Genomic DNA, 19706 nt, shown 5'->3' on the forward strand with positions numbered 1-19706 from the left:
ATTCAGGAATCTAGTCCGAGAGCGGCCGTAATGCTCTTCAACGTGGCGGCCTCCAGTGGAGACAGGCGCCCATCGACCGAGGCCGCGTCGATGAGTTGATCGACGAGCTGGCGCTTCTCCTCGTCGGGGAGCTGGGCCACCACCGCCTCGGCAGCATCCCATCCTTCCAAGTCGAAGACGCTGCGCTTTTCTTCGGGCGAAAGGCCCTGGCGCTCCATCGTGCCCTCGAGGAGCTCGCGCTCATTTTCGGTCATGATGCCGTCCGCGACGAGAACCTTCGTGAGGAGCAGGCACTTGGCGATTCGTACGTCCATCGCCCGAGTCTAATGTCGTTAGAAGAAAGAGTCCGCCGGAAAATCGATGGGGATGTCCAAGTTGGAGCCTTCGATGATCTCGAAAGGAACGACGCGGATGTCGGTGGTTCGGGGTTGGCCCGCGGCATCTTCGAGGTGAACGTCGCCCGAATACGTGCCGGGCGGTAGCTCGATGGACGTGGCAAACGCAGCACAGTCTTGCCGATAATCGACCGGGGAAGGGCCGGCCAAGATGGTGATGAAGATGCGCGGCGATGCGGACAATTGGCATCGCGATGGATCGGCGGCGCCGTTGATTGTCCAGCGCAGAGTGACACTTCCGGTTTTCCGTCCGTAATACTCGGAGTCGTCGGCCGGATCGACGAAGCACGAAGTGCACACCCATGCGAATGCCGCCAGCGCCAATGCCGAGCGTGCGCGCATCATGGCACCCGCACCGCCCTCGGTGGACGCCCTGCAGGGTACGCGGGCTGACGGTATGCAGGAGGCGCCACGGGTTGACGGTACGCGGGCGGCGCTTGCTGCACGTAAGGTCGTTGGCGCTCCAGGGCGGGTGGTGGATTGCGGTACGTCATCCAGCCGCGCGGCGTGGAGTAAACCCAATGATCGTGAACGTAATAGTGAGGGCGCCCTTCATAAACGACATAGGGCTGCGAATAAACTTCGGCCCCGTAGACGGTGGTATACGCGGGCTCGGGCGTCGTATGCACCGTGCACTGCGTAAGTGCAAACGGCGCCAAGAGCGCAAACAATGCGAGCGCGCGGGAGGGGCTCATGACCATGCCCTGAATTGCAGGGCGCGTGCCCCGTTGCGAGCGCAGGTCAAATCCCGCGACGATCGAGCCCTGCGCGATCGGGCCAGATTGCCACGATGTGGCTCATCGTCTCGTGCTCGTCCCCAAGCGAGGCGACCACGGCAGAGAGCAATGCATCGGAGGGATGATGACGTGCCGAATCACCCTGCGCATCCTCGGCGGCATCGCCTGCGCCTTTGCTTTGATCGCGGGTTGCTCAAGCACCGACTCCGATCCGGACCCGGGCCAACGAGGGCTCGATGGTCAAGACGTGGACGGCGGAGCTTCTGACGGAGGTGGCTCGATGAACGATGGCGCGGCCGACACGAGCACCGCGCCGGACGCGGGAAAGCTCGACGGGGGAGGCGGCAAGCCCGACGCCGGTGGGGGACGGGATGCGGGCACCATCGACAGCGGAACCGATCCGGTGCCCGTCGATGCGGGCAATCCCGGCCCAACCTGCACCGCGAGCTCGGGCGATCCCGCGTGCGATCCATGCCTTGCCGAATATTGCTGCGCCCCGGCGGAGAAGTGCCGCGCCAATCCCGAGTGCAACGCCATCGTCGAGTGCGTTCAAAGCAAGTGCGCCAAGGGCGACAATAGCTGCATCTACCGCTGCTACACCGCCCATCCGCGCGGCCAGGATGACGTCACCAAGATGGTGCAATGCCTTCAGGCCAATTGTTCAGCGACCTGCTCCTTATAATTCTGGAAAGCTAAACCAGAAGCGGCTATCCGTGGGGAAATCCCCATGAAGCGTCTTCTGTTCGTCTTTCCGTATCTTCTCGTCGGGCTCGCGTGTGGTTCGGAAACCGCTTCGAGCCCTCCCGCCGATCGCGCGCATGCGACCCCATCCGCTTCGAGCCCCGTGCAGGCCCCGGTGGTGAAAACGGAGCCGGTGCCGCCCGTGGCCGCGAAAATCAAGCACACCGAGACCCTGCATGGGCAGGAGCGCTCGGATGACTATTTCTGGCTCCGCAAAAAGGATTCGCCCGAGGTGCTCGGCTACCTCGCTGCCGAAAATGCCTATACGCGCGCGATGATGGGCTCCACGGAGGGCCTGCAGGAGCAGCTCTACAAAGAGATGCTCGCCCGCGTCAAAGAGACGGACCTGTCGGTGCCCGTGAAGCGCGGCGATTATCTCTATTACTCGCGCACCGAGGCGGGGAAACAATACGCCATTTACTGCCGCAAGAAGGCCACGGGCGACGCCGCCGAAACGGTGCTTCTCGATTTGAACGAGATCGGCAAAACCGAAAAATACGTCGGAGTGGGATTCTTCGAGGTATCCGACGATGGAAACCAGATCGCCTATGGTCTGGATACGACGGGATTTCGCCAATTCGTTTTGCACGTCAAAGATCTGAAGACCGGTAAAGAATGGTCCGAGCACATGCCGCGCGTCGACAGCGTGGCGTGGGCCAAGGACAACAAGACGATCTTGTACGTCACCGAGGATGCGACCACGAAGCGCGGCAATCAGCTCCATCGCCACGTGCTCGGGCAAGATGCCGCCAAAGACGACCTGGTGTTCGAGGAAAAGGACGAGCGGTTCGCGCTCGAGGTGAGGCGTTCGCGGAGCAAGGAGTGGATCTTCATCAGCTCGGAGAGCAAGACCACCACCGAGGCGCGCATCGTTCCTGCGGCCAAGCCGAAGTCGGCACCCGTGGTCCTCGCACCCAGAGAGCAGGGGCACGAGTATTACGTCGATCACGGGGGCGGGCTCTTTTACATTCGCACCAACTCCGGCGGGCGAAACTTCCGCCTCGTCACCGCGAAGGTGAACGATCCGGCGCGCGCCAAATGGAAAGAGGTGATTCCGCACCGCGAGGACGTGATGCTCGAAGACGTCCATGTCTTCGCCGATCATTACGTGCTTCACGAGCGGCAGGATGCCTCGCCGGTGATTCGCATCGTGCACACCGATGCCGCGCACGCGGGCCAAGCGGAGCGCGTCGACATGCCCGAGCGCGTGTACTCCATCCGCGAGGAGCCGAATCCGGAGTTCGCGAGCAAGCTTTATCGTTATGGCTACGAGTCGTTCACCACACCGCAATCGGTGTTCGACTACGACGTGGCGACCCGGGAGAAAAAGCTGCTCAAACGCACCGAGGTGCTCGGTGGTTACGACGCATCCCAGTACGAGAGCGAACGTCTCTACGCCACCGCGCGCGACGGCACGAAGGTGCCCATCTCGCTGCTCCACAAGAAGGAATGGAAGCCCGATGGGACGCATCCCATGCTGCTCGATGCGTACGGTTCGTATGGCTATCCCTATCCTTTGAGGTTCAACTCGAATCGCTTCTCCCTCGTGGACCGCGGCGTCGTCATGGCCGTCGCGCACATTCGCGGCGGCGGCGATTTGGGGAAGAAGTGGCACGACCAAGGCCGCATGATGGCCAAGATGAACACCTTCACCGATTTCATCGACTCCGCGGAGTTCCTGATGAAGGAAGGGTGGGTGAACAAGAGCCGCCTGGCCATCCAGGGCGGAAGCGCCGGCGGGCTGCTCATGGGGGCGGTGACCAACATGCGGCCCGATCTCTTCAAGGCCGTGATTGCCCACGTGCCGTTCGTGGACGTGATCAATACGATGCTCGACGAATCGCTTCCTTTGACGGTGGGCGAATTCGAAGAATGGGGGAATCCGAAGATCAAAGAGCAATACGACTACATGATGACGTATAGCCCTTACGACAACGTGGCGCCGAAGGACTACCCGACGATACTCGTGCGCACCTCGTACAATGACAGCCAAGTCATGTATTGGGAGCCCGCCAAATACGTTGCCAAACTGCGCGCGACCAGCACGGGGAAGAATCCATTGCTCTTCAAGATCAACATGGACCCGGCTGGTCACGGCGGGCAATCGGGGCGCTACGACAAGCTGCGCGACGCCGCCTTCGATTACGCGTTTCTACTTGGTCAGCTCCGGTAGCTCCCAAACCAGTTTTACCTCCGGCTCTTTGCCGGAGTAGTCGTCGGACACTTCGAGCAACTCGGCCATGCGCGCCTGCCAGGGCACGTTGGCCGGGTGCTCGCGCAGGTACGCGCGCATGCGGGTGTAGTCGTCGCACTCCACGAGGTGAAAGAGATCCCTGCCGCTGCGCCAGATGCGCCATCCGTGAACGCCCGCGGCGCGTAGCGCGATGTCGAGATCATCGGGGATCTCGGCGTGAATACGATCGTAATCCTCTTCTTTGCCGGCGCGAAGTCTCGTGTGAAGCGCGATGATTTGCATGCTTCGAGGCTACACCAGTCATGGTTTTCAATGGGTTTTCAAACGGTCTCGCCGGCCCCGGCGCAAAGGGAGGCACTGACGTGCCACAGTTTCTCGGCCAGCGAATCGTCTCGACCCAGCGGAGCCGGTTCGACCAGGCGGTTTTTCTCGTAGTAACCGGCCCGTCTTGCCCTCGACCTCCGGGCTCGTGGCGAGGTACACGATGGTGTCGCCGCCCTGCTCGGGGGTGATCATGAAGCGCTTGGCCACGGCCAGCACGGGCTTTGCGAACCATGGGGCGTGGTCCCAAATGTGGGTGGCCACTTCGCCGGGGTGCAGACTGTTGACGGTGATGCCCGTCCCGGCGAGCTTCTTGGCCAGCTCGCGCGTGAAGAGCACGTTGCCCAGCTTCGAGCGCCGGTAGGCGCGCATGATTTGGTATCCCTTTTCCATCTGCAGATCATCGAAGTCGAGATCGCCCCGCCGGTGGCCGACGCTGGAGACGTTCACGATGCGCGCGGGCGCGGCCGCCTCGAGCAAATCGAGCAATAGGTTGGTCAGCAGGAAGTAGCCCAAGTGGTTGACCGCGAAGGTCTGCTCCAGTCCGTCGATCGTGACCTGCCGCCGATCGCTCACCGATCCCGCGTTGTTCACCAGCACATCGAGCCGCGTGTGCGCCCGGCGAAACTCGTCCGCCAGGCCCCGGATCGCAGCCTGCGACGAAAAATCGCATAGCAGCGATGTCACCTGCTGGGAGCCTGCGCGCTGCGTCACCTCGGCGACGGCTGCGTCGAGCTTCGTGCGGTTGCGCCCGACCATCACCAGCCGGGCCCCCATGCGCGCAAGCTTGACCGAGGCTTCCAGCCCAATGCCCGAGTTGGCCCCGGTGACCAGTACCACTTTGTCCGTGAGTTGGCCCATGGCATAGAGTCTATCTTGCATGACTGCAATCAGTGAAGCCGCCGTGTCGACCGCCGCCGCACCCGCCCGGATGCCGCGGCAGATCCCGTTCATCATCGCCAACGAGGGATGCGAGCGATTCAGCTTTTACGGGATGCGCAACATCCTCACGCCCTTCCTGGTGAGCAGTCTTCTGCTGTACCTGCCGGAGGCGGAGCGGCCTTCGATGGCCAAGGAGGTGTTTCACTCCTTCGTCATTGGCGTGTACTTCTTTCCGCTGCTCGGCGGCTGGCTGTCCGATCGATTCTTTGGCAAGTACAATACGACCCTCTGGTTCAGTCTGATCTATTGCGCGGGCCACGCGTGTCTGGCGGCGTTCGATCACAATCGGCACGGGTTCTACGCCGGGTTGTTCCTCATTGCGTTGGGGTCGGGCGGGATCAAGCCGCTGGTTACGGCCTTCGTGGGCGACCAGTTCGACAAGAGCAACAAGCACCTGGCCAAGCTGGTTTACGACGCCTTTTACTGGATCATCAATCTGGGCTCGTTCTTCGCGTCGTTGTTCATGCCTATCTTCCTGCGCGATTTCGGCCCGTCCGTGGCGTTCGGGATTCCGGGCATCCTCATGTTGGTCGCCACCATCGTTTTTTGGAGCGGGCGCAAACGGTACGTGATCGTGCCCCCATCGCCGCCCGATCCCAATTCGTTCCTCAATGTGGTGCGCACGTCACTTCTGGCGCACGAACCGGGGCAGTCGCGCCCGGGCCTGGTGCTCGCCATCGTCGGGGCGGTGCTGGCCGTGGGGGCGCTCGGCTTGATGCCGCAGCTGCACTTCGTCGGGTCGTTCTGCCTGGCGTTGACCATCGTGCTCGTCTTCTTTGGCGTCGGCGCGTGGATGCAGGTCGACCGCGCCAAGGCGAAGCATGGTGACGAGGCATGCGAAGGCGTGCGCGCGGTGTTGCGCGTCCTGGTCGTCTTCGCGCTGGTGACGCCGTTTTTCTCGCTGTTCGATCAGAAGGCCTCCACGTGGGTGCTGCAGGCGGGGAAGATGACCAAGCCATCGTGGTTCGAGCCCGCGCAGATGCAGGCGCTGAACCCGGCCCTCGTGATGACGTTGATTCCGCTGAACAACACGTTGCTCTTTCCGTTCTTGCGCCGCCTCGGCTACGAGCCGACGGCACTGCGCCGGATGACGACGGGCATCGCTTTCTCGGGCCTGGCGTGGATCGTGGTGGGCATGATGCAGCTGGTCATCGATCGGGGCGACCCGCTGTCGATCACGTGGCAGGTTTTGCCCTACGCGCTGCTCACCTTCGGAGAGATCCTCGTGACGGCCACGGGCTACGAGTTTGCCTACAGCCAGGCGCCCGCGTCCATGAAGGGCGGGCTCATGTCGTTCTTCCTCTTGTCGACCACCGTGGGCAATCTTTGGGTGCTCTTGGTCAATGCCAGCGTGAAGAGCGAGGCGGTCACCGCGAAGATTGCCACCACGGGCCTCAGCGTCACGGCGTTCCAGATGTTCTTCTTTGCAGGATTCGCGCTGGTCACTGCGGTGATCTTCGGCTGGTACGCACGCGGCTACCGCGTGGTGGACCACTACCGCAAAGCGTGAGCTTCGAAGGCGCGGCGCATGGCGTGGCGCAGCCACGTGTGCGCCGCATCGCCATCGAAGCGCGGGTGCCAGCTTTGGGCGAGGGCGATGGGCTCGAGCTCGAGGGGAATGGCCAGCAAGCGGAGGCCGAACACGGGGGCGATGCGCTGGGCGAGGCGGGAAGGCGCGATGGCGATGCGGTCGCTGTTCGCCACCGCCCAGGCGCACGCGAGGTACGTCGGGAAGACGCGCTCGACGCGGCGTTGAAGACCGAGTTCGGCGAGCTTTGCATCGATGAGGCCCGTGCCCTTGCCCCGCCGTGACATGGAGACGTGGCCGGCCGCCGTGGCGAAGCGCTCCGGCGTGAGGCGCTTTCGCGCAAGGCGATGGTCGGCGCGTACGATGGCCACCATGTGATCGCGGTACAAGGTCTGAATGCGCATCTCGGGGCCAAAACCGCTTTGCACGCCGATGTCCAAATCGAGCTCGCCGGCGCGCAGTGGCTCGTCGTCCTCGGCACCGGGGCCCTCGGGGATGATGGCGATGCGCACGTTCGGCGCCTCTTTGCGCGCGATGGTGTCGAAGGTATCGCCCACGATGACGGCGAGGTAATCGTTCGCACGGACGGTGAAGGCGCGGTCGAGGGTCGCGAGATCGAGCGGCTCGTCGGGGTGCAGAATGCTGCGCACTTCTTCGGCTGCCGCGCGCACGCGTTCGCGCAAGGCGAGCGCGCGCGGGGTGGGCACCATGCGATGGCCGGCGCGGACGAAGAGCGCATCCCCCGTGGCCTCGCGAAGGCGGGCGAGGGTGCGGCTCATCGCCGGTGGACTGAGGTTCATCCTCCGCGCGGCGCCGAAGACGCTTCCCTCGCGCAGAAGGGCGTCGAGCGCGAGGAGCAGGTTCGCATCGATGGATTGCATGGAACGCACTTATACCGTTCTTTCGATGCACTGGATGCATCTGATTCGCTCTTTACATTGCAGAGGAAATGACGACCCTCCTGCTTCCTCTCTGCACCGTTCTCTTCCTTTGCTATGCCACCATCGGGCTGCCATTGCCCGTGTTGCCCGGGCATGTCCATCACACGCTCGGCTTCGATGCCTTCCTCGTGGCGCTCACCATCGGCGTGCAATCCGTCTCCACCTTGGCGACGCGCCACCTCGCCGGAACGATGGTCGACGTGCGCGGGCCGCGCCGGGCCGTGTGGGCCGGTGCCCTCGTGTGCACGCTCGCATGCGGCGTGTACCTCGCATCCATTCCGTTCGCCGCGCATTCGCATGCGGCCAGCCTCGACGTGCTTCTCTTCGGCCGTGCCATCCTCGGCTTCGGCGAGAGCCTCGTCACCACGGGCGTGCTCACGTGGAGCGTGGCCTTGGTTGGACGCGAGCGCGCAGGCCGCGCCATGGCCTGGGTGGGGATCTCCATGTATGGCGCCCTTGCCGTGGGGGCCCCGGTCGGGGCAGCCATCGCAAAGGCCTATGGCTTTGCCGGTGTTTCCGCGGCCGCGATGGCCGCGCCGCTCCTCGGTATCCTGGTGATGCGCGCCAGTCCCGACGTGAAGCCCGCAGGTGCAGCGCGTACGCCCTTCCACCGCGTTCTCGGCGTCGTCTGGCGTCAGGGCGCGGGCCTCACCTTGGCGACGCTCGGCTTCGGGACCCTCGCGGCATTCGGGCCACTGTATTACCAGGCGCACGGCTGGTCGGGCTCCGCGGTCGCACTCACGGCCTTCGGCGCGGCGTACATCTTCGCGCGCCTTCTGTTCGGCACCTTTCCCGATCGCTTCGGCGGCACGCGCGTGGCGGTGGTTTCGCTGACCGTCGAGATCCTCGGGCAGCTGTTGCTCGCGCAGGCGGGCAGCCCGGCCGGGGCCATCGCCGGTGCCACGCTCACCGGCTTTGGCTTTTCGCTGGTCTTTCCGTCGCTCGGCGTGGAGGCCGTGCGGCACGCACCGCCCGCGAACCGCGGCGTCGTGCTCGGGGCTTACGTGGCCTTTTTCGACGTGGCCATCGGCCTGTTGGTCCCCCTCTCGGGCGGCCTGGTGCGCGCCATGGGCTACGGCGCGGCCTTTCTCGCGGGCGCCGCGGCCTCGGGCGTGGCCCTGGTGCTGACCCTCAACCCTTCGAGATTTTCTTTTCCACGAACAACACGTGCTTCCGGGCAACCGGGTCGTACTTCTTGATCTCGAGCTTGCCCTGCGAGGTTCGCTTGTTCTTGGTGGTCACGTAACTGTAGCCGGTGCCGGCCGTGGAAACGAGCTGGATGGTATCGCGCATGATATGGGATACAATAGCATCAAAATAGTATTTGCAACTAAGTTACAGTTATGACTGAATGGCGACCCATGGAACGACTGCCCGTCACGGTGCTCTCCGGATTCCTGGGCGCCGGAAAGACCACACTGTTGAACCACGTACTCACCCAGCGGGAGGGGCGGCGCGTGGCCGTCATCGTCAACGACATGAGCGAGGTGAACATCGACGCCCAGCTCGTGAAAATGGGCGGCTCCTCGCTGGACCGCACCCAGGAAAAGCTGGTGGAGATGTCCAACGGCTGCATCTGCTGCACCTTGCGCGAAGACTTGTTGATCGAGGTGGGGCGTCTGGCCAAGGAAGGCCGGTTCGACAGCCTGCTCATCGAGTCCACGGGCATTTCCGAGCCCATGCCCGTGGCGGCGACGTTTTCCTTTCGCGACGAGGGCGGCTTCTCCCTCTCCGACGTGGCGAAGCTCGACACCATGGTGACGGTGGTCGATGCCGTGAACTTCCTCTCCGAGTACGTCTCGGAGGACGATCTCCAAACGCGCGGCATGGCGCTTTCGGAGGACGATGAACGGAGCATCGGCGATCTGCTGGTCGATCAGGTGGAGTTCGCGAGTGTGCTGGTCATCACCAAGACGGATCTCGTGCCGGCCGAGGACGTGGCGCGGCTCGAGGCTATTTTGCATCACCTGAACCCCGACGCGCGCATCGTGCGTGCTGCGCATGGCAAGGTGGCGTTGCGCGAAGTGCTCGACACGGGCCTTTTCGACGAGGCCAAGGCCGCATCGTCGGCGGGGTGGGCCAAGGAGATGGCGGGCATCCACACGCCGGAGACCGAGGAATACGGCATCGCGAGCTTCGTCTTTCGGGCGCGCCGTCCGTTTCACCCGCAGCGCCTTCACGACTTTCTCTGCACCGAATGGGACGGCGTGCTTCGTTCGAAAGGCTTCTTCTGGCTGGCCACGCGCATGAACGAGGTGGGCTCGTGGTCGCAGGCCGGTGCCGCATGCCAGACCGGCCGCGCCGGTTTCTGGCGGGCGGCTGCCCCCGAGTCCGATTGGCCCACGTCGCCCGAAGCGCTGGCCGAGATCCGCGCCGATTGGGAGCACCCTTATGGCGATCGCCGGCAGGAGCTGGTGCTCATTGGCATGGATATGAATGAGGCAGCGCTGCGTGCGGGGTTGCAGGCGTGCCTGCTGACCGATACGGAGATGGCCGGCGGCACCGACGCATGGGGTCGATTTTTCGACCCATTTCCCGCTTGGGGTGAAGAAGAAGAAAATTCGTCGTCGGCTTCGTGAAACCGACCGGGGGCTGCGGCGTAGTGCGTTCTTATGAAAATGTTGTCATGTCTCATGGTCCTTGCGGCGGCCGCTCCCATCATGGCGTGCGGCTCGGATGACGACAAAGGTTCTCCCTATTCCGCACCAGGAACGGCGCAGCGACCCGCTGCGGGGGGATCGAACGTGGAATCATGGCTGCAGTCCGGTGCCTACAAAACGTGGCATTGCGAGGGGGCGATTCACGCGTCGCGCGCCCCGTCACCCCATGGGTTCAACCGCATTTGCTCGAACGATGCCATCTCCGCGAATGCCACCGGAACGGGCGATTGGTCCGAAGGTGCGGCCGCCGTGAAAGAGCTTTACGACAGCGCCACCAGCACGAGCCCAAGTGGCTATGCCGTTTACTTGAAAACGAGCTCGGACAGTGCGGGCGGTGCCAATTGGTATTGGTACGAGCGGCTTCCGGGAGGCAGTATTTCGGCCGATGGTTTGGGCAGTAGCGGCAATGCAAAAAGCACGTGCGTGGGTTGCCATGCTGCAGCCGGAGCGGACGCCGCCCACACGCCCTCGCCGGGTGGTCGCGATCAGGTTTACACGCCCGTTCCCTGACGTTGGGTGAGCACGCCGGCGATCGCCTCGGGGGATTGATTCTCCATGGCCAGGGTGCGTGCGTCGGGGAACGCTTCGCGTGCCAGATCGCTGAGCGCGTGCCCGGGAGGTAGTTCGACGAAGACGCGCGCGCCCAATTCGTAGAGCACGCGGGTCGCATCGTGCCAGCGCACGGGGCGGGCGAGGTTCGTAGCGAGATCGTTCCGAATGGCGTCGGCGGTGTGGAGTGCGCGGCCGCCGACGTTTCCGACACAAGGGATGCGCGGTGGCTCGAGCTTGACGCCGTCGAAGGCTTTCAGGAGCTGCTCGGCCGCGTTTTGCTGCAAAATGCAATGGGAAGGAACGGCGATGTCGAGCCGCCGGACGGTGCGAGCGCCGGCCTTTCGCGCGGAGGCCATCGCGGCCTCGAGGCCGGCATCGGCGCCTGCGAGGACGAGCTGCGTGGGGGCGTTGATGTTGGCGAGGTAGACGCCGTCGATCGGCTGAATGAGGCGCGTCACATGGCGCTCGGTAAGCCCGGTGATGGCGGCCATGCCATAGCCACGCGGATAGGCGCGTTCCATGTAGAGTGCACGTAGTTGCGCGAGGTGCAGGGCATCGCGAAAGGCGAGAGTCCCGCATGCGACGGCGGCGGCGTAGCTTCCAATCGAGAGCCCGGCCACGGCGAAGGGGAGGGCTCCTTCCGCCGCCAAGGCGCGGGCGGCTGCAACGCCGGCGACGAGCGTTGCGAGCTGCACGCCCACGGTCGAGTGCAATGCGTCGGACGCATCGAGCTTGTCGAGCGATGTGTTCAGCGCATGGCAGGCTTCGTCGAGGGTGGCGGTGATCGCGGGGTGTGGCGGAAGCGCGTGCAAGAAGCCGGGGCTCTGGGCGCCTTGGCCCGGAAAGAGGAAGGCGACGCACGCGGTCATGCGATGGACCACGGATCGGACACGAGGCGGACGCCCTCGTGGGTGCGGAGCAAGATCGTTGGCGCGGAGGACGCGAGCTCGGCGAGCGCGATGGCGCCTGCCGGGGTTTCGATGCGCACGTCCACGGCCACCGGCTGCCGCGAAAGAACCGCGACGAGGGCGCGCGCCTGCGGCCGCGGAAGCGGGGTTTGGGCGCGGATCACGAGATCCAGATCGCTGCCCTCGCGTGCGGTGTCGACGCCACTGGCCAGTTCGAAGCCGACGCTTCCCGCAGGCCCCCAGCCGAGGCCCGTGCCATCGAGCACCGGGGCGATGGCCTCCAGCGCGGACAGCGCGGCAATACGTCGAAGGCGATGGCTCGCTCGCCACACACGATGCGTGGCCAGGTGCTCGGGGGTGATGCACTGCAGAACGCGCTCGGCGCGGACGAATGTCGCAAAGCGTTGATCGCGCGTGCTCCCGCGAATGCCCACCGCGATGCACGACGGAGGTGATGGCCCGCGGCGCACCACGACCCAAGGAGCCCGACGAAGAGCTCCTTCGACCCATGCGGGAGCATCGCCATGCTCCTCCAGCGCGCCCCCGATGCGGAGCAAATCGTGGACCGTGTTCACGCGTTCCATTGCCGTGCCATGAGCCGGCGCACCTCGAGGGATGCCGCCCGCGTTCGATGGGCCTGAGGGGAGGCGAGCCGGCTGCTCAAATCGCGTGGCCCCTGTCGAGCGTCGTGCACGGCCCGCACGAGTTCGTCTTTGACGCGCAACACGTCGTCTTTCGACGGAGCATCGGCGTTCACGCCACCGATCAGCGCATGCAAGAGGCCCAGCTGTTCGTAAGCGCGAATCGAATACGACATGGGGAGCACTTCCTCGCCCAAGGCCTCGAGCTCCGCCACCGTGCGGCGGGTTACCCGGGCCGCCGCCTCTTTGCTCATCGCGTGCACGAGCACCTCGGGATCGTCCAACGCGAGGATGCGGTTTGCCTGGTAACCGTGCGCGAGAAAGGCACCCGACATGGCCCGTCCCACGATGAGCGCGATGAGCGGATGGCCAGCACGACGCGCCTCCGCGTAGGCCGCCACCGCATCGGCGCATGCGCGATGCAGCCCGAGGACCTCCTCCTGGCGGCCGTAAGCCTGGCTCCTCACATCCACGATCGCCACGATGGGCCGCATCGCTTGCCCGATGACCGCGCGCACCTCGAGGGCCAGTGCGCGCGCTTGCTCGATGCCCACCTCGCCGTGGCGGGCGCGTGGAAAGCGATTCGCGGGATCGGGTACGACCGCGATGAACCGCGCATGCTCGCCTTCCAATGCCGCGTCGGCCGCCCAGACCGCCGCCGAATGCCGAAGTTCGGGCGCCTGTCCGCCCGCCAGCGCCGTGAACCAGGTCGCGCCCCTCATGACCACGCCCCGCGAATGGCCTCGCGCATCGCGCGAACGTCGTCGGCCACCAAGGCGTCCACCAAGTGGTCGCGATGGCGGGCCTCGCCGCCGAAGATGCTCCACACGAGCCGAGGGTTTCCCGCATCGAGCTCGCCGATGCCCGCCTCCTGCTCGATGACCTCGGGCCCATTCATCCCAAGGCGCGCCTGACGCGTCATGATCACGTGGCTGCACAGACCCGCCGTGAGCGACATGCCGCCAAAGCAGCCGACCATGCCCGCAATCACGCCCACCACGGGCACGTGCGGCAGCAGCGCAACAATCGCCGCGTGGATCTCGGCAATCACGGCCAGCCCCAAGTTCGCCTCCTGCAGCCTTACGCCACCCGTCTCCAAGAGAAGAACGGGGTACGTCGTATTTCCTTTTTCGCATTCATCCAAGGTGAGCTCGAGGGCGGCGGCAAGCTTGCTGCCCGACACTTCGCCGATGCTCCCGCCCTGAAAGGCGCCTTCGAACGCGCCGATCATCACGGACTTTCCACCCATCGTACCGCGCGCAATCACCACGCCGTCGTCGGCTTGGGGGACGATTCGTTGCATGGGCAACCATGGAGACATCACCCGGTCGAAGGGCCCCAACAGCTCGCGGAAGGTGCCCGGGTCGAGCAAACTTCGAACGCGTTCGCGGGCCCGTTTTTCGATGAAGCTTTCGGCCATCATGTGCGGCTTGCCTCCGCCGCCTGTTCCAGGCGGAGCAAAACCACCCCGGGCGTGGCGCCGAAATCGTGGATCTCCACGCGCACGGCCGCCGTGTAGCGGCTGAAGAATCGGTCGAGAACGTGTTTCCATATCTCGCCATATCCGTCGACGCTGGTGAGCACGGTGACCTGGGAGCGATCGCCTTCGCAAGGCTCGAACAAAATCTCCAGATCGCCCGAGCCGACGACGCCGACGTGTGCGCGGGCACCATCTCGGGAATGTTCAGCGGGGTATTCGAAGGTCAATGTTTCCATGCGGTGCACCGATCCAGAAAAAGCGTGGCCGCCAGCATGTCCGCCGCGCCACCTGGCGAAGCGCGCAAGGCCACGAGCTCGGCATCGAGAGCATCGAGCGCGCGTCGGCCTTCGGGCCGCGAGGTGCCTCCGCCGGCGAGAACGCGCCGCGCGCCCATTTTCGCGGTGTCCAGCGCGCGCTGACCACCGCGGTGCAAGAGGCACGTATCATCGATGTGGGCCATGATCGCCATCAAGGCATCGAGCCGCGCATTCGCCTCGGCCACGCCGCGCGCCCGCGCTGCATGCAACGCGGGCAGGCCGATTCGAACCGCGTGTGGAAATCCCGCGTGGGCCTCCCCGCGCGCCCCTGCGACACCGAACCGCGCGCATGCCCGTGCGCCGTTGGAAGCACGATGCGGTGCGAGCCGATCGGGAAATTGGGCCACGGCGGCCGCCGTTTTCGCAATGCCGTCCGCACCCCCAGCGGCGCCGCGCATGGCCGCACCGGCGACGAGAAGGCCCACGATCCAAATGGCACCTCGGTGCGAATTGCTTCCGCCCGTCGCCGCGAGCATGGCCTCTTCACCGCACCGCCCGATGTGCGCGAGCCGTTCGCGCAGCCGTTGACTCGGCGAGCGCCCCGTTGCCTCGCGCGCGAGCGCATCGAACGTCGGACGGAGCGACGCGGCCGAGCGAAGCATGCGCGGCAGATCCAGATCGCGGTGCACGCCGCTGCTTCGGGCATCGACCAGTGCGGGCTTCGGCGTGAGCGTCGCCTCGTCCACCAGCGCGTCTACGGCGAATCGCCCCAACGACTCCATGGCTACCAACTCCGAAAGCGCGCGGGCGGTGCATAGAGCCCGCCGGACCACGTGACCAGATCGTCGATGCTGCGCGCGGCGAGCATCGATCTTCGTGCATCGCTGCGCCGCACGCCGAGGTCCTCGGGAAAGGCCACCACACCGCGCGCACGCAGCTCCGCGGTGCGCTTGGCATCCGCCCGCAGCCCGATGGAGGTGACCCCCGCAATGGCCGAGAGCGCAGCCCGCCGCTCTTCCTGGCTGTCCGATTTGTACAAGTAGGCAATGCCTTCCTCGGTGACCACGTGGCTCACGTCGTCGCCGTAAATCATGACGGGCGCGATGGGCATACCGCTCTTTTGTCCGAGTTCCACGGCATCGAGCGACTCGACGAAGGCCGGCACGCCGCCCTTGTGAAACGTCTCCGCGAGTTGCACCACCAGCTTGCGCCCGCGCACGATGGGGCCGTTCCCCGTGATCAACTGAAGCCACGCGGGGCTCGCATGCCGCCGCCCGCGCGGATCATGCCCCATGTTCGGCGCGCCGCCGAAGCCCGCGAGCCGGCCGCTCGTCACAGTGGACGAGTTGGCATCGCCATCCATCTGCAAGGTGGAGCCGATGAAGAGATCCACACCGTATTGCCCCGCGAGCTGGCACAGCACGCGATTCGAACGCAGGCTCCCGTCGGGGCCCGTGAAGAACACGTCGGGCCGTGCGCGGACGTATTCCTCCATACCGACCTCGCTGCCGAAGCAGTGCACGCTCTGGACCCAGCCGCTCTCGATGGCCGGAATGAGCGTGGGGTGCGGATTGAGCGCCCAGTGCGTGCAGATGCTGCCGCGCAATCCCAGCGACTCGCCGTACGTGGGGAGCAAGAGCTCGATGGCCGCCGTATCGAAGCCGATGCCATGGTTGAGCGACGTAACCTTGTAGCGCTCGTAGATGCCGCGGATGACCATCATGGCCATGAGGATCTGCAGCTCGGTGATGTGCCGCGGATCGCGGGTGAACAGCGGCTCGACGGCAAAGGGCTTGTCGGCGACGACGACGAAATCGACCCAGGAGCCAGGAATGTCCACACGGGGCAGCTTTTCCACGCGCTCGTTCACCTGCGCGATGACGATGCCGTGCCGGAAGGCCGTGGCCTCCACGATGGTGGGCGTGTCCTCGGTGTTGGGGCCCGTGTAGAGGTTGCCCTCGGCATCGGCCATTTCCGCGCACACCAGCGCTACCTGCGGCGTCAAGTCGACGAACATGCGCGCGTAAAGTTCCACGTACGTGTGGATGGCCCCGATCTCGAGCTGCCCATCCTCCACCATTTGCGCGAGGCGAAGGCTCTGCGGCCCGGCGTACGAAAAGTCCACGCGGCGGGCGATGCCGCGCTCGAACAGCGCCAGATGTTCCGGCCGGGCGATGCTCGAAATGAGAAGATGCACGTCGTGCACGTGCGAGGGATCGACCTCGGCCAAGGATCGCGAAAGAAAGTCGGCCTGCTTCTGATTGTCCCCCTCGAGGGCCACGCGATCGCCCGGCGCAATCAGCGTTTGCAAGGTTTCCACGATGCGCTCGCGCGGGATTTCTCCTGGGCCACCGACGGCCGCCATCCGGCGTTCCTTGTCCGCGCGGCGCGTGGCCCACGCTTTCATGGCGTGCTCCTCTCTCGCAAAAAGGCCTCGAGCAGCTCCCCCGTGCTCAACAAGTGCCGCGTGAGCAGCTCCTGGGCCCGGGATACATTGCCCTTGCGGCACGCCTTGAAAATGGCGGCGTGCTCGTCGTCCGATTGCTCTTTGTAGCTGGGCAATCCGAACTTGAGACGCAGGTAGCGCTCGCCGCGGCGATGCAGGTTCTCGATCATCTCCATCAAATGGGGCCGCCCCGCCGGCGCGTAGAGGCTCATATGGAAGTGCTCGTTGTGCGCGACGTAGCGTGCCTCGGCCCGCTCGTCGGTGGCCTTTTCGAGCAAGGCGGCGGACACGGCGAGCGTCTCCGGCGTGTGCCGCGGAATGGCCAGACCGATGGCGAGGCTCTCCAGTGCGGCCCGGATCTCGTAAATCTCCTTGGCCTCGTCCGCGCTCATGGGGCTCACCTGAACGCCTTTGTTGGGCGAGAAGGTGATCCACCCCTCGGTCTCCAGTCGCCGTAAGGCTTCCCGCACCGGAATGGCGCTGACCTCGAAGTGCTTTGCCAGCGCGTCTTGGCGCAAAGGCTCACCCGGTGCGAGCCGCCCCTCCACGATGGCCCGGCGCAACTCGTGTGCGATGGCCTGCGGGATGCTTGTGCGTACATCTTTCGCCGCAACGCGTTGAAGTCCGCTGCGCGATTTTTTGTCGTTCGGAGGAGAAAGAGGGGGCCGGCTCACGGTATAGATTATATATAATATTCACTTTGGAGGTGTCGAGATGGACATGCATGTCCAGGCCTTACGCGGCGGTCAGAAACGCACGCCGCTCAATCGGTCGCAGATCGTGGGGTTCTGGGGGGCCTGGGGCGGGTGGACGCTCGACGGAATGGATTCCTTCATTTACGCGCTCGTGCTCGCCCCGGCGCTCACCGAGCTCTTGCCCAAATCCGGCTATGCGGCCACGCCGGCCAACGTGGGGCTCGCCGGCTCGATCCTCTTTGCGCTGTTTCTGGTGGGGTGGGGCCTCTCCTTCATCTGGGGCCCGCTCGCGGATCGGTTCGGTCGCACCAAGGTGCTCGCGGGCACCATCTTCACCTTCGCCATCTTCACGGGGCTTTCGGCCACGGCACAATCCGTTTGGGAGCTGGGCTTTTACCGATTCGTGGCAGGGATCGGCATCGGCGGCGAATGGGCGCTGGCTGGCACCTACGTCGCCGAAGCCTGGCCGGAAGACCGCCGCAAGATGGGCGCGGGCTATCTGCAGACGGGCTACTACGCGGGATTCTTTCTCGCGGCGGCGCTCAACTACACCATTGGCGCTCACTTCGGCTGGCGATCCATGTTTCTCACCGGCGCCGTGCCGGTGGTCATGGCCATCATCGTGCTCCTTCGCGTGAAGGAACCGGAGCGCTGGAAGGATCGCGAGAAGATGGCGCGCAAAAGCCCGCTTGCCGAGATCTTTCGCGGCCCCTACCGGCGCCGCACCGTCGTCAATGCGGCGCTCCTCACGGTGGCCATCATCGGGCTCTGGGCGGGCGCGGTGTACGAGCCGGCCGCCGTCACGCAACTGGCCATCAAGGCGGGCATGAGCAAACCCGACGCAGCACGCACCGCATCGCTCGCCACGGGCATTTTGGCCATCGGCACCATCCTGGGCTGCCTCTCCCTGCCGCCTCTCGCCGAGAAGATCGGTCGAAAGAAGACACTCGCCTTCTACTTCCTCGGCATGGCCGCGGCCATCGCACTGAGCTTCGGGTGGGCCTTCCACCTCGAGCACGGGCTTTGGCCTTTCGTGGCGGTGCTCTTCATGCTCGGCTTCTTCGGCGGCAACTTCGCGCTCTTCAGCCTATGGCTCCCGGAACAATACGGCACCGAGGTGCGCGCGACGGCGTTTGCATTCTGCACCTCCGTGGGCCGCTTCATCGGCGCCGGCGTCAATTTCGCACTCGGGGCCATGGTTCTTCACATGGGATCGCTCGGCGTGCCGGTGGCGCTCACGTCGTTGGTCTTCGTGGCGGGTTTGCTCATCATTCCTTTCGCCCTCGAGACGCACGGGAAGACGCTTCCGAGTTGACGATGCCGCAGATCCGGTCGCGCACCCAGCGCAAGGCAGGGTCGCGGTCGTCCTTGCCGTGCCAGACCATGGTGACCGGATATGTTGCCATGGCAACGGGCGGCGGGGCCGTCGCGAGGCCGTAGGTGCGGGCCAGAATGGATGCGGCCACGTGCGGGATGGTCGCGATGAGGGGCCGGCCCTTCACCAGCGCCGCCGTCGACCCGAAGCCGGAGACGGTGGCAACGACCCGCCGCTGTTTTCCCTGCGCGCGCAGCGCCTCGTCGACCAGGCCCACGAGATCGCCCGTGATGCTGACCATCACGTGCGGCGTTTCCAGGAAACGCTTCATGGTCAGCGGCCGCTCGACGTGGCGCGGATCGAAGATGGAGACGAACCGCTGCGTGTAGAGCTCCTCGGAAACGAGCGCCCGGGAGGGCTTGGGCAAGACGCCGATGGCGATGTTCGCCTCGCCGCGTTCCACCATGCTCGTGCCGGTGTACCAGCTGCTGGCCTGCACCCCGATGACCAGGCCGGGGGCGTGGCGGCGCACGTCGTCCAGAAGCCGCGGCAGCAGCCAGACGTCGAGATCGTCGGCCAAGCCCAAACGGATGATGCGCGAGGCCGTTTTCGGGTCGAACTCGTTCGTGTCGAACACGGCTCCGTGCACCAATTCGAGGGCTTGCCGCACCATCGGCTCGATGGCCACCGCCCGTGCCGTGGGCTCGACCCCGGTGGCCACCTTGACGAAAAGCGCATCGTCCAAGAGCTCACGAAGGCGCCCCAGGGCCATGCTCACCGCCGATTGGCCGACGAAGAGCCGTTTGGCGGCGCGCTTGACGCTTCGCTCGCGAAAGACGGCGGCGAACACCACGAGCAAATTGAGATCGACTTGCCGCAACTTCGCATAATCATGCTGGTTGAACATCATGATCAATATTATCAACTTCCGAGATGTCCTGCGCGTACCTAAG

The 19706-nt window shown here is 65.0% G+C and carries 23 protein-coding genes; 7 read left to right on the plus strand and 16 right to left on the minus strand.

All coding sequences use genetic code 11. The features are described 5' to 3' along the window. Nucleotides 1-2: 2 nt before the first annotated feature. Genes LZC95_13285 through LZC95_13295 form a run of 3 tightly spaced genes read right to left on the minus strand, consistent with a single transcriptional unit; the run spans nucleotide 3 to nucleotide 1090 of the window. On the minus strand, nucleotides 3-314 hold the full coding sequence (locus LZC95_13285; protein ID WXA97803.1) for a TerB family tellurite resistance protein: 312 nt from the start codon (nucleotides 312-314) through the stop codon (nucleotides 3-5). Between the two features lie 18 nt (nucleotides 315-332). Further along, nucleotides 333-740, minus strand: coding sequence for a hypothetical protein (locus LZC95_13290; protein WXA97804.1), 408 nt, complete (start codon nucleotides 738-740; stop codon nucleotides 333-335). Continuing rightward, entirely contained in the window at nucleotides 737-1090 is a 354-nt protein-coding gene (locus LZC95_13295; GenBank protein ID WXA97805.1) for a hypothetical protein, read from the minus strand. The genes LZC95_13290 and LZC95_13295 overlap by 4 nt, the downstream gene beginning before the upstream one ends. Before the next feature lie 163 nt (nucleotides 1091-1253). Here LZC95_13295 and LZC95_13300 point away from each other — a divergent pair, with 163 nt between their 5' ends. Together LZC95_13300 and LZC95_13305 are read left to right on the plus strand one after the other, a co-directional pair. Then, a complete protein-coding gene (locus tag LZC95_13300) occupies nucleotides 1254-1814 on the plus strand; it encodes a hypothetical protein (protein ID WXA97806.1) in 561 nt (186 codons plus the stop codon). Nucleotides 1815-1859: 45 nt separating this feature from the next. Then, entirely contained in the window at nucleotides 1860-4046 is a 2187-nt protein-coding gene (locus tag LZC95_13305) for a S9 family peptidase (protein WXA97807.1), read from the plus strand. On the opposite strand, the gene LZC95_13310 is transcribed toward LZC95_13305, so the two are convergent. Then, the gene (locus LZC95_13310; protein ID WXA97808.1) at nucleotides 4026-4349 is read right to left on the minus strand and encodes an L-rhamnose mutarotase; all 324 of its coding nucleotides are present in this window, start codon (nucleotides 4347-4349) and stop codon (nucleotides 4026-4028) included. The two genes, LZC95_13305 and LZC95_13310, sit on opposite strands and share 21 nt — an antisense overlap. Before the next feature lie 27 nt (nucleotides 4350-4376). Continuing rightward, entirely contained in the window at nucleotides 4377-5270 is an 894-nt protein-coding gene (locus LZC95_13315) for an SDR family oxidoreductase (GenBank protein WXA97809.1), read from the minus strand. Between LZC95_13315 and LZC95_13320 the strand changes: the two genes are divergently transcribed. Continuing rightward, on the plus strand, nucleotides 5269-6840 hold the full coding sequence (locus LZC95_13320) for an oligopeptide:H+ symporter (GenBank protein ID WXA97810.1): 1572 nt from the start codon (nucleotides 5269-5271) through the stop codon (nucleotides 6838-6840). The genes LZC95_13315 and LZC95_13320 overlap by 2 nt on opposite strands. Here LZC95_13320 and LZC95_13325 read toward each other — a convergent pair. Then, the gene (locus LZC95_13325) at nucleotides 6825-7739 is read right to left on the minus strand and encodes a LysR family transcriptional regulator (GenBank protein WXA97811.1); all 915 of its coding nucleotides are present in this window, start codon (nucleotides 7737-7739) and stop codon (nucleotides 6825-6827) included. The two genes, LZC95_13320 and LZC95_13325, sit on opposite strands and share 16 nt — an antisense overlap. Nucleotides 7740-7807: 68 nt before the next feature. Here LZC95_13325 and LZC95_13330 point away from each other — a divergent pair, with 68 nt between their 5' ends. Further along, complete coding sequence (locus LZC95_13330; GenBank protein WXA97812.1) at nucleotides 7808-8998, plus strand: MFS transporter; 1191 nt, start codon at nucleotides 7808-7810, stop codon at nucleotides 8996-8998. Here the strand turns inward: LZC95_13330 and rpmG are convergent. Beyond that, nucleotides 8931-9092, minus strand: a complete 162-nt coding sequence (gene rpmG, locus LZC95_13335) for a 50S ribosomal protein L33 (protein WXA97813.1) — start codon at nucleotides 9090-9092, stop codon at nucleotides 8931-8933. The two genes, LZC95_13330 and rpmG, sit on opposite strands and share 68 nt — an antisense overlap. Before the next feature lie 68 nt (nucleotides 9093-9160). Here rpmG and zigA point away from each other — a divergent pair, with 68 nt between their 5' ends. Then, nucleotides 9161-10378: a zinc metallochaperone GTPase ZigA gene (gene zigA, locus LZC95_13340; protein ID WXB00334.1), complete on the plus strand. Its 1218-nt coding sequence runs from the start codon at nucleotides 9161-9163 to the stop codon at nucleotides 10376-10378. A gap of 165 nt (nucleotides 10379-10543) precedes the next feature. After that, nucleotides 10544-10969, plus strand: a complete 426-nt coding sequence (locus LZC95_13345) for a cytochrome P460 family protein (protein ID WXA97814.1) — start codon at nucleotides 10544-10546, stop codon at nucleotides 10967-10969. Here the strand turns inward: LZC95_13345 and mdcH are convergent. The 8 genes from mdcH to LZC95_13385 are packed head-to-tail and all read right to left on the minus strand — an operon-like array spanning nucleotide 10951 to nucleotide 17417. Then, complete coding sequence (gene mdcH / locus LZC95_13350) at nucleotides 10951-11880, minus strand: malonate decarboxylase subunit epsilon (protein WXA97815.1); 930 nt, start codon at nucleotides 11878-11880, stop codon at nucleotides 10951-10953. The genes LZC95_13345 and mdcH overlap by 19 nt on opposite strands. Then, a complete protein-coding gene (locus LZC95_13355; protein ID WXA97816.1) occupies nucleotides 11877-12494 on the minus strand; it encodes a malonate decarboxylase holo-ACP synthase in 618 nt (205 codons plus the stop codon). Before LZC95_13355 ends, mdcH begins: the two co-directional genes overlap by 4 nt. Beyond that, entirely contained in the window at nucleotides 12491-13282 is a 792-nt protein-coding gene (gene mdcE, locus LZC95_13360) for a biotin-independent malonate decarboxylase subunit gamma (GenBank protein ID WXA97817.1), read from the minus strand. The genes LZC95_13355 and mdcE overlap by 4 nt, the downstream gene beginning before the upstream one ends. Then, nucleotides 13279-13983: a biotin-independent malonate decarboxylase subunit beta gene (locus LZC95_13365; GenBank protein ID WXA97818.1), complete on the minus strand. Its 705-nt coding sequence runs from the start codon at nucleotides 13981-13983 to the stop codon at nucleotides 13279-13281. Before LZC95_13365 ends, mdcE begins: the two co-directional genes overlap by 4 nt. Then, on the minus strand, nucleotides 13980-14276 hold the full coding sequence (locus LZC95_13370; GenBank protein ID WXA97819.1) for a malonate decarboxylase subunit delta: 297 nt from the start codon (nucleotides 14274-14276) through the stop codon (nucleotides 13980-13982). The genes LZC95_13365 and LZC95_13370 overlap by 4 nt, the downstream gene beginning before the upstream one ends. Further along, the gene (locus LZC95_13375; GenBank protein ID WXA97820.1) at nucleotides 14264-15079 is read right to left on the minus strand and encodes a triphosphoribosyl-dephospho-CoA synthase; all 816 of its coding nucleotides are present in this window, start codon (nucleotides 15077-15079) and stop codon (nucleotides 14264-14266) included. Before LZC95_13375 ends, LZC95_13370 begins: the two co-directional genes overlap by 13 nt. Before the next feature lie 2 nt (nucleotides 15080-15081). Continuing rightward, nucleotides 15082-16704 carry a malonate decarboxylase subunit alpha gene (gene mdcA / locus LZC95_13380; GenBank protein WXA97821.1) on the minus strand — a complete coding sequence of 541 codons (1623 nt, stop codon included), beginning with the start codon at nucleotides 16702-16704 and terminating at the stop codon, nucleotides 15082-15084. Continuing rightward, nucleotides 16701-17417, minus strand: a complete 717-nt coding sequence (locus LZC95_13385; protein ID WXA97822.1) for a GntR family transcriptional regulator — start codon at nucleotides 17415-17417, stop codon at nucleotides 16701-16703. The genes mdcA and LZC95_13385 overlap by 4 nt, the downstream gene beginning before the upstream one ends. Nucleotides 17418-17457: 40 nt before the next feature. Here LZC95_13385 and LZC95_13390 point away from each other — a divergent pair, with 40 nt between their 5' ends. Continuing rightward, nucleotides 17458-18753, plus strand: a complete 1296-nt coding sequence (locus tag LZC95_13390) for an MFS transporter (protein WXA97823.1) — start codon at nucleotides 17458-17460, stop codon at nucleotides 18751-18753. Here LZC95_13390 and LZC95_13395 read toward each other — a convergent pair. Next, on the minus strand, nucleotides 18707-19663 hold the full coding sequence (locus LZC95_13395; protein ID WXA97824.1) for a LysR family transcriptional regulator: 957 nt from the start codon (nucleotides 19661-19663) through the stop codon (nucleotides 18707-18709). The genes LZC95_13390 and LZC95_13395 overlap by 47 nt on opposite strands. Between the last annotated feature and the right edge of the window lie 43 nt (nucleotides 19664-19706).

Source organism: Sorangiineae bacterium MSr12523 (assembly GCA_037157775.1).
In the GTDB taxonomy this organism is placed as follows: domain Bacteria; phylum Myxococcota_A; class Polyangia; order Polyangiales; family Polyangiaceae; genus Pendulispora; species Pendulispora brunnea.

Coding starts and splice junctions, on each gene's coding strand:
- LZC95_13300 (WXA97806.1), top strand. CDS start 1,254: ATGATGACGTGCCGAATCACCCTGCGCATCCTCGGCGGCATCGCCTGC.
- LZC95_13325 (WXA97811.1), bottom strand. CDS start 7,739: ATGCAATCCATCGATGCGAACCTGCTCCTCGCGCTCGACGCCCTTCTG.
- LZC95_13330 (WXA97812.1), top strand. CDS start 7,808: ATGACGACCCTCCTGCTTCCTCTCTGCACCGTTCTCTTCCTTTGCTAT.
- rpmG (WXA97813.1), bottom strand. CDS start 9,092: ATGCGCGATACCATCCAGCTCGTTTCCACGGCCGGCACCGGCTACAGT.
- LZC95_13365 (WXA97818.1), bottom strand. CDS start 13,983: ATGATGGCCGAAAGCTTCATCGAAAAACGGGCCCGCGAACGCGTTCGA.
- mdcA (WXA97821.1), bottom strand. CDS start 16,704: ATGAAAGCGTGGGCCACGCGCCGCGCGGACAAGGAACGCCGGATGGCG.
- LZC95_13295 (WXA97805.1), bottom strand. CDS start 1,090: ATGAGCCCCTCCCGCGCGCTCGCATTGTTTGCGCTCTTGGCGCCGTTT.
- zigA (WXB00334.1), top strand. CDS start 9,161: ATGGAACGACTGCCCGTCACGGTGCTCTCCGGATTCCTGGGCGCCGGA.
- LZC95_13370 (WXA97819.1), bottom strand. CDS start 14,276: ATGGAAACATTGACCTTCGAATACCCCGCTGAACATTCCCGAGATGGT.
- LZC95_13285 (WXA97803.1), bottom strand. CDS start 314: ATGGACGTACGAATCGCCAAGTGCCTGCTCCTCACGAAGGTTCTCGTC.
- LZC95_13395 (WXA97824.1), bottom strand. CDS start 19,663: ATGATGTTCAACCAGCATGATTATGCGAAGTTGCGGCAAGTCGATCTC.
- LZC95_13390 (WXA97823.1), top strand. CDS start 17,458: ATGGACATGCATGTCCAGGCCTTACGCGGCGGTCAGAAACGCACGCCG.
- LZC95_13320 (WXA97810.1), top strand. CDS start 5,269: ATGACTGCAATCAGTGAAGCCGCCGTGTCGACCGCCGCCGCACCCGCC.
- mdcE (WXA97817.1), bottom strand. CDS start 13,282: ATGAGGGGCGCGACCTGGTTCACGGCGCTGGCGGGCGGACAGGCGCCC.
- LZC95_13315 (WXA97809.1), bottom strand. CDS start 5,270: ATGCAAGATAGACTCTATGCCATGGGCCAACTCACGGACAAAGTGGTA.
- LZC95_13375 (WXA97820.1), bottom strand. CDS start 15,079: ATGGAGTCGTTGGGGCGATTCGCCGTAGACGCGCTGGTGGACGAGGCG.
- LZC95_13310 (WXA97808.1), bottom strand. CDS start 4,349: ATGCAAATCATCGCGCTTCACACGAGACTTCGCGCCGGCAAAGAAGAG.
- mdcH (WXA97815.1), bottom strand. CDS start 11,880: ATGACCGCGTGCGTCGCCTTCCTCTTTCCGGGCCAAGGCGCCCAGAGC.
- LZC95_13290 (WXA97804.1), bottom strand. CDS start 740: ATGATGCGCGCACGCTCGGCATTGGCGCTGGCGGCATTCGCATGGGTG.
- LZC95_13305 (WXA97807.1), top strand. CDS start 1,860: ATGAAGCGTCTTCTGTTCGTCTTTCCGTATCTTCTCGTCGGGCTCGCG.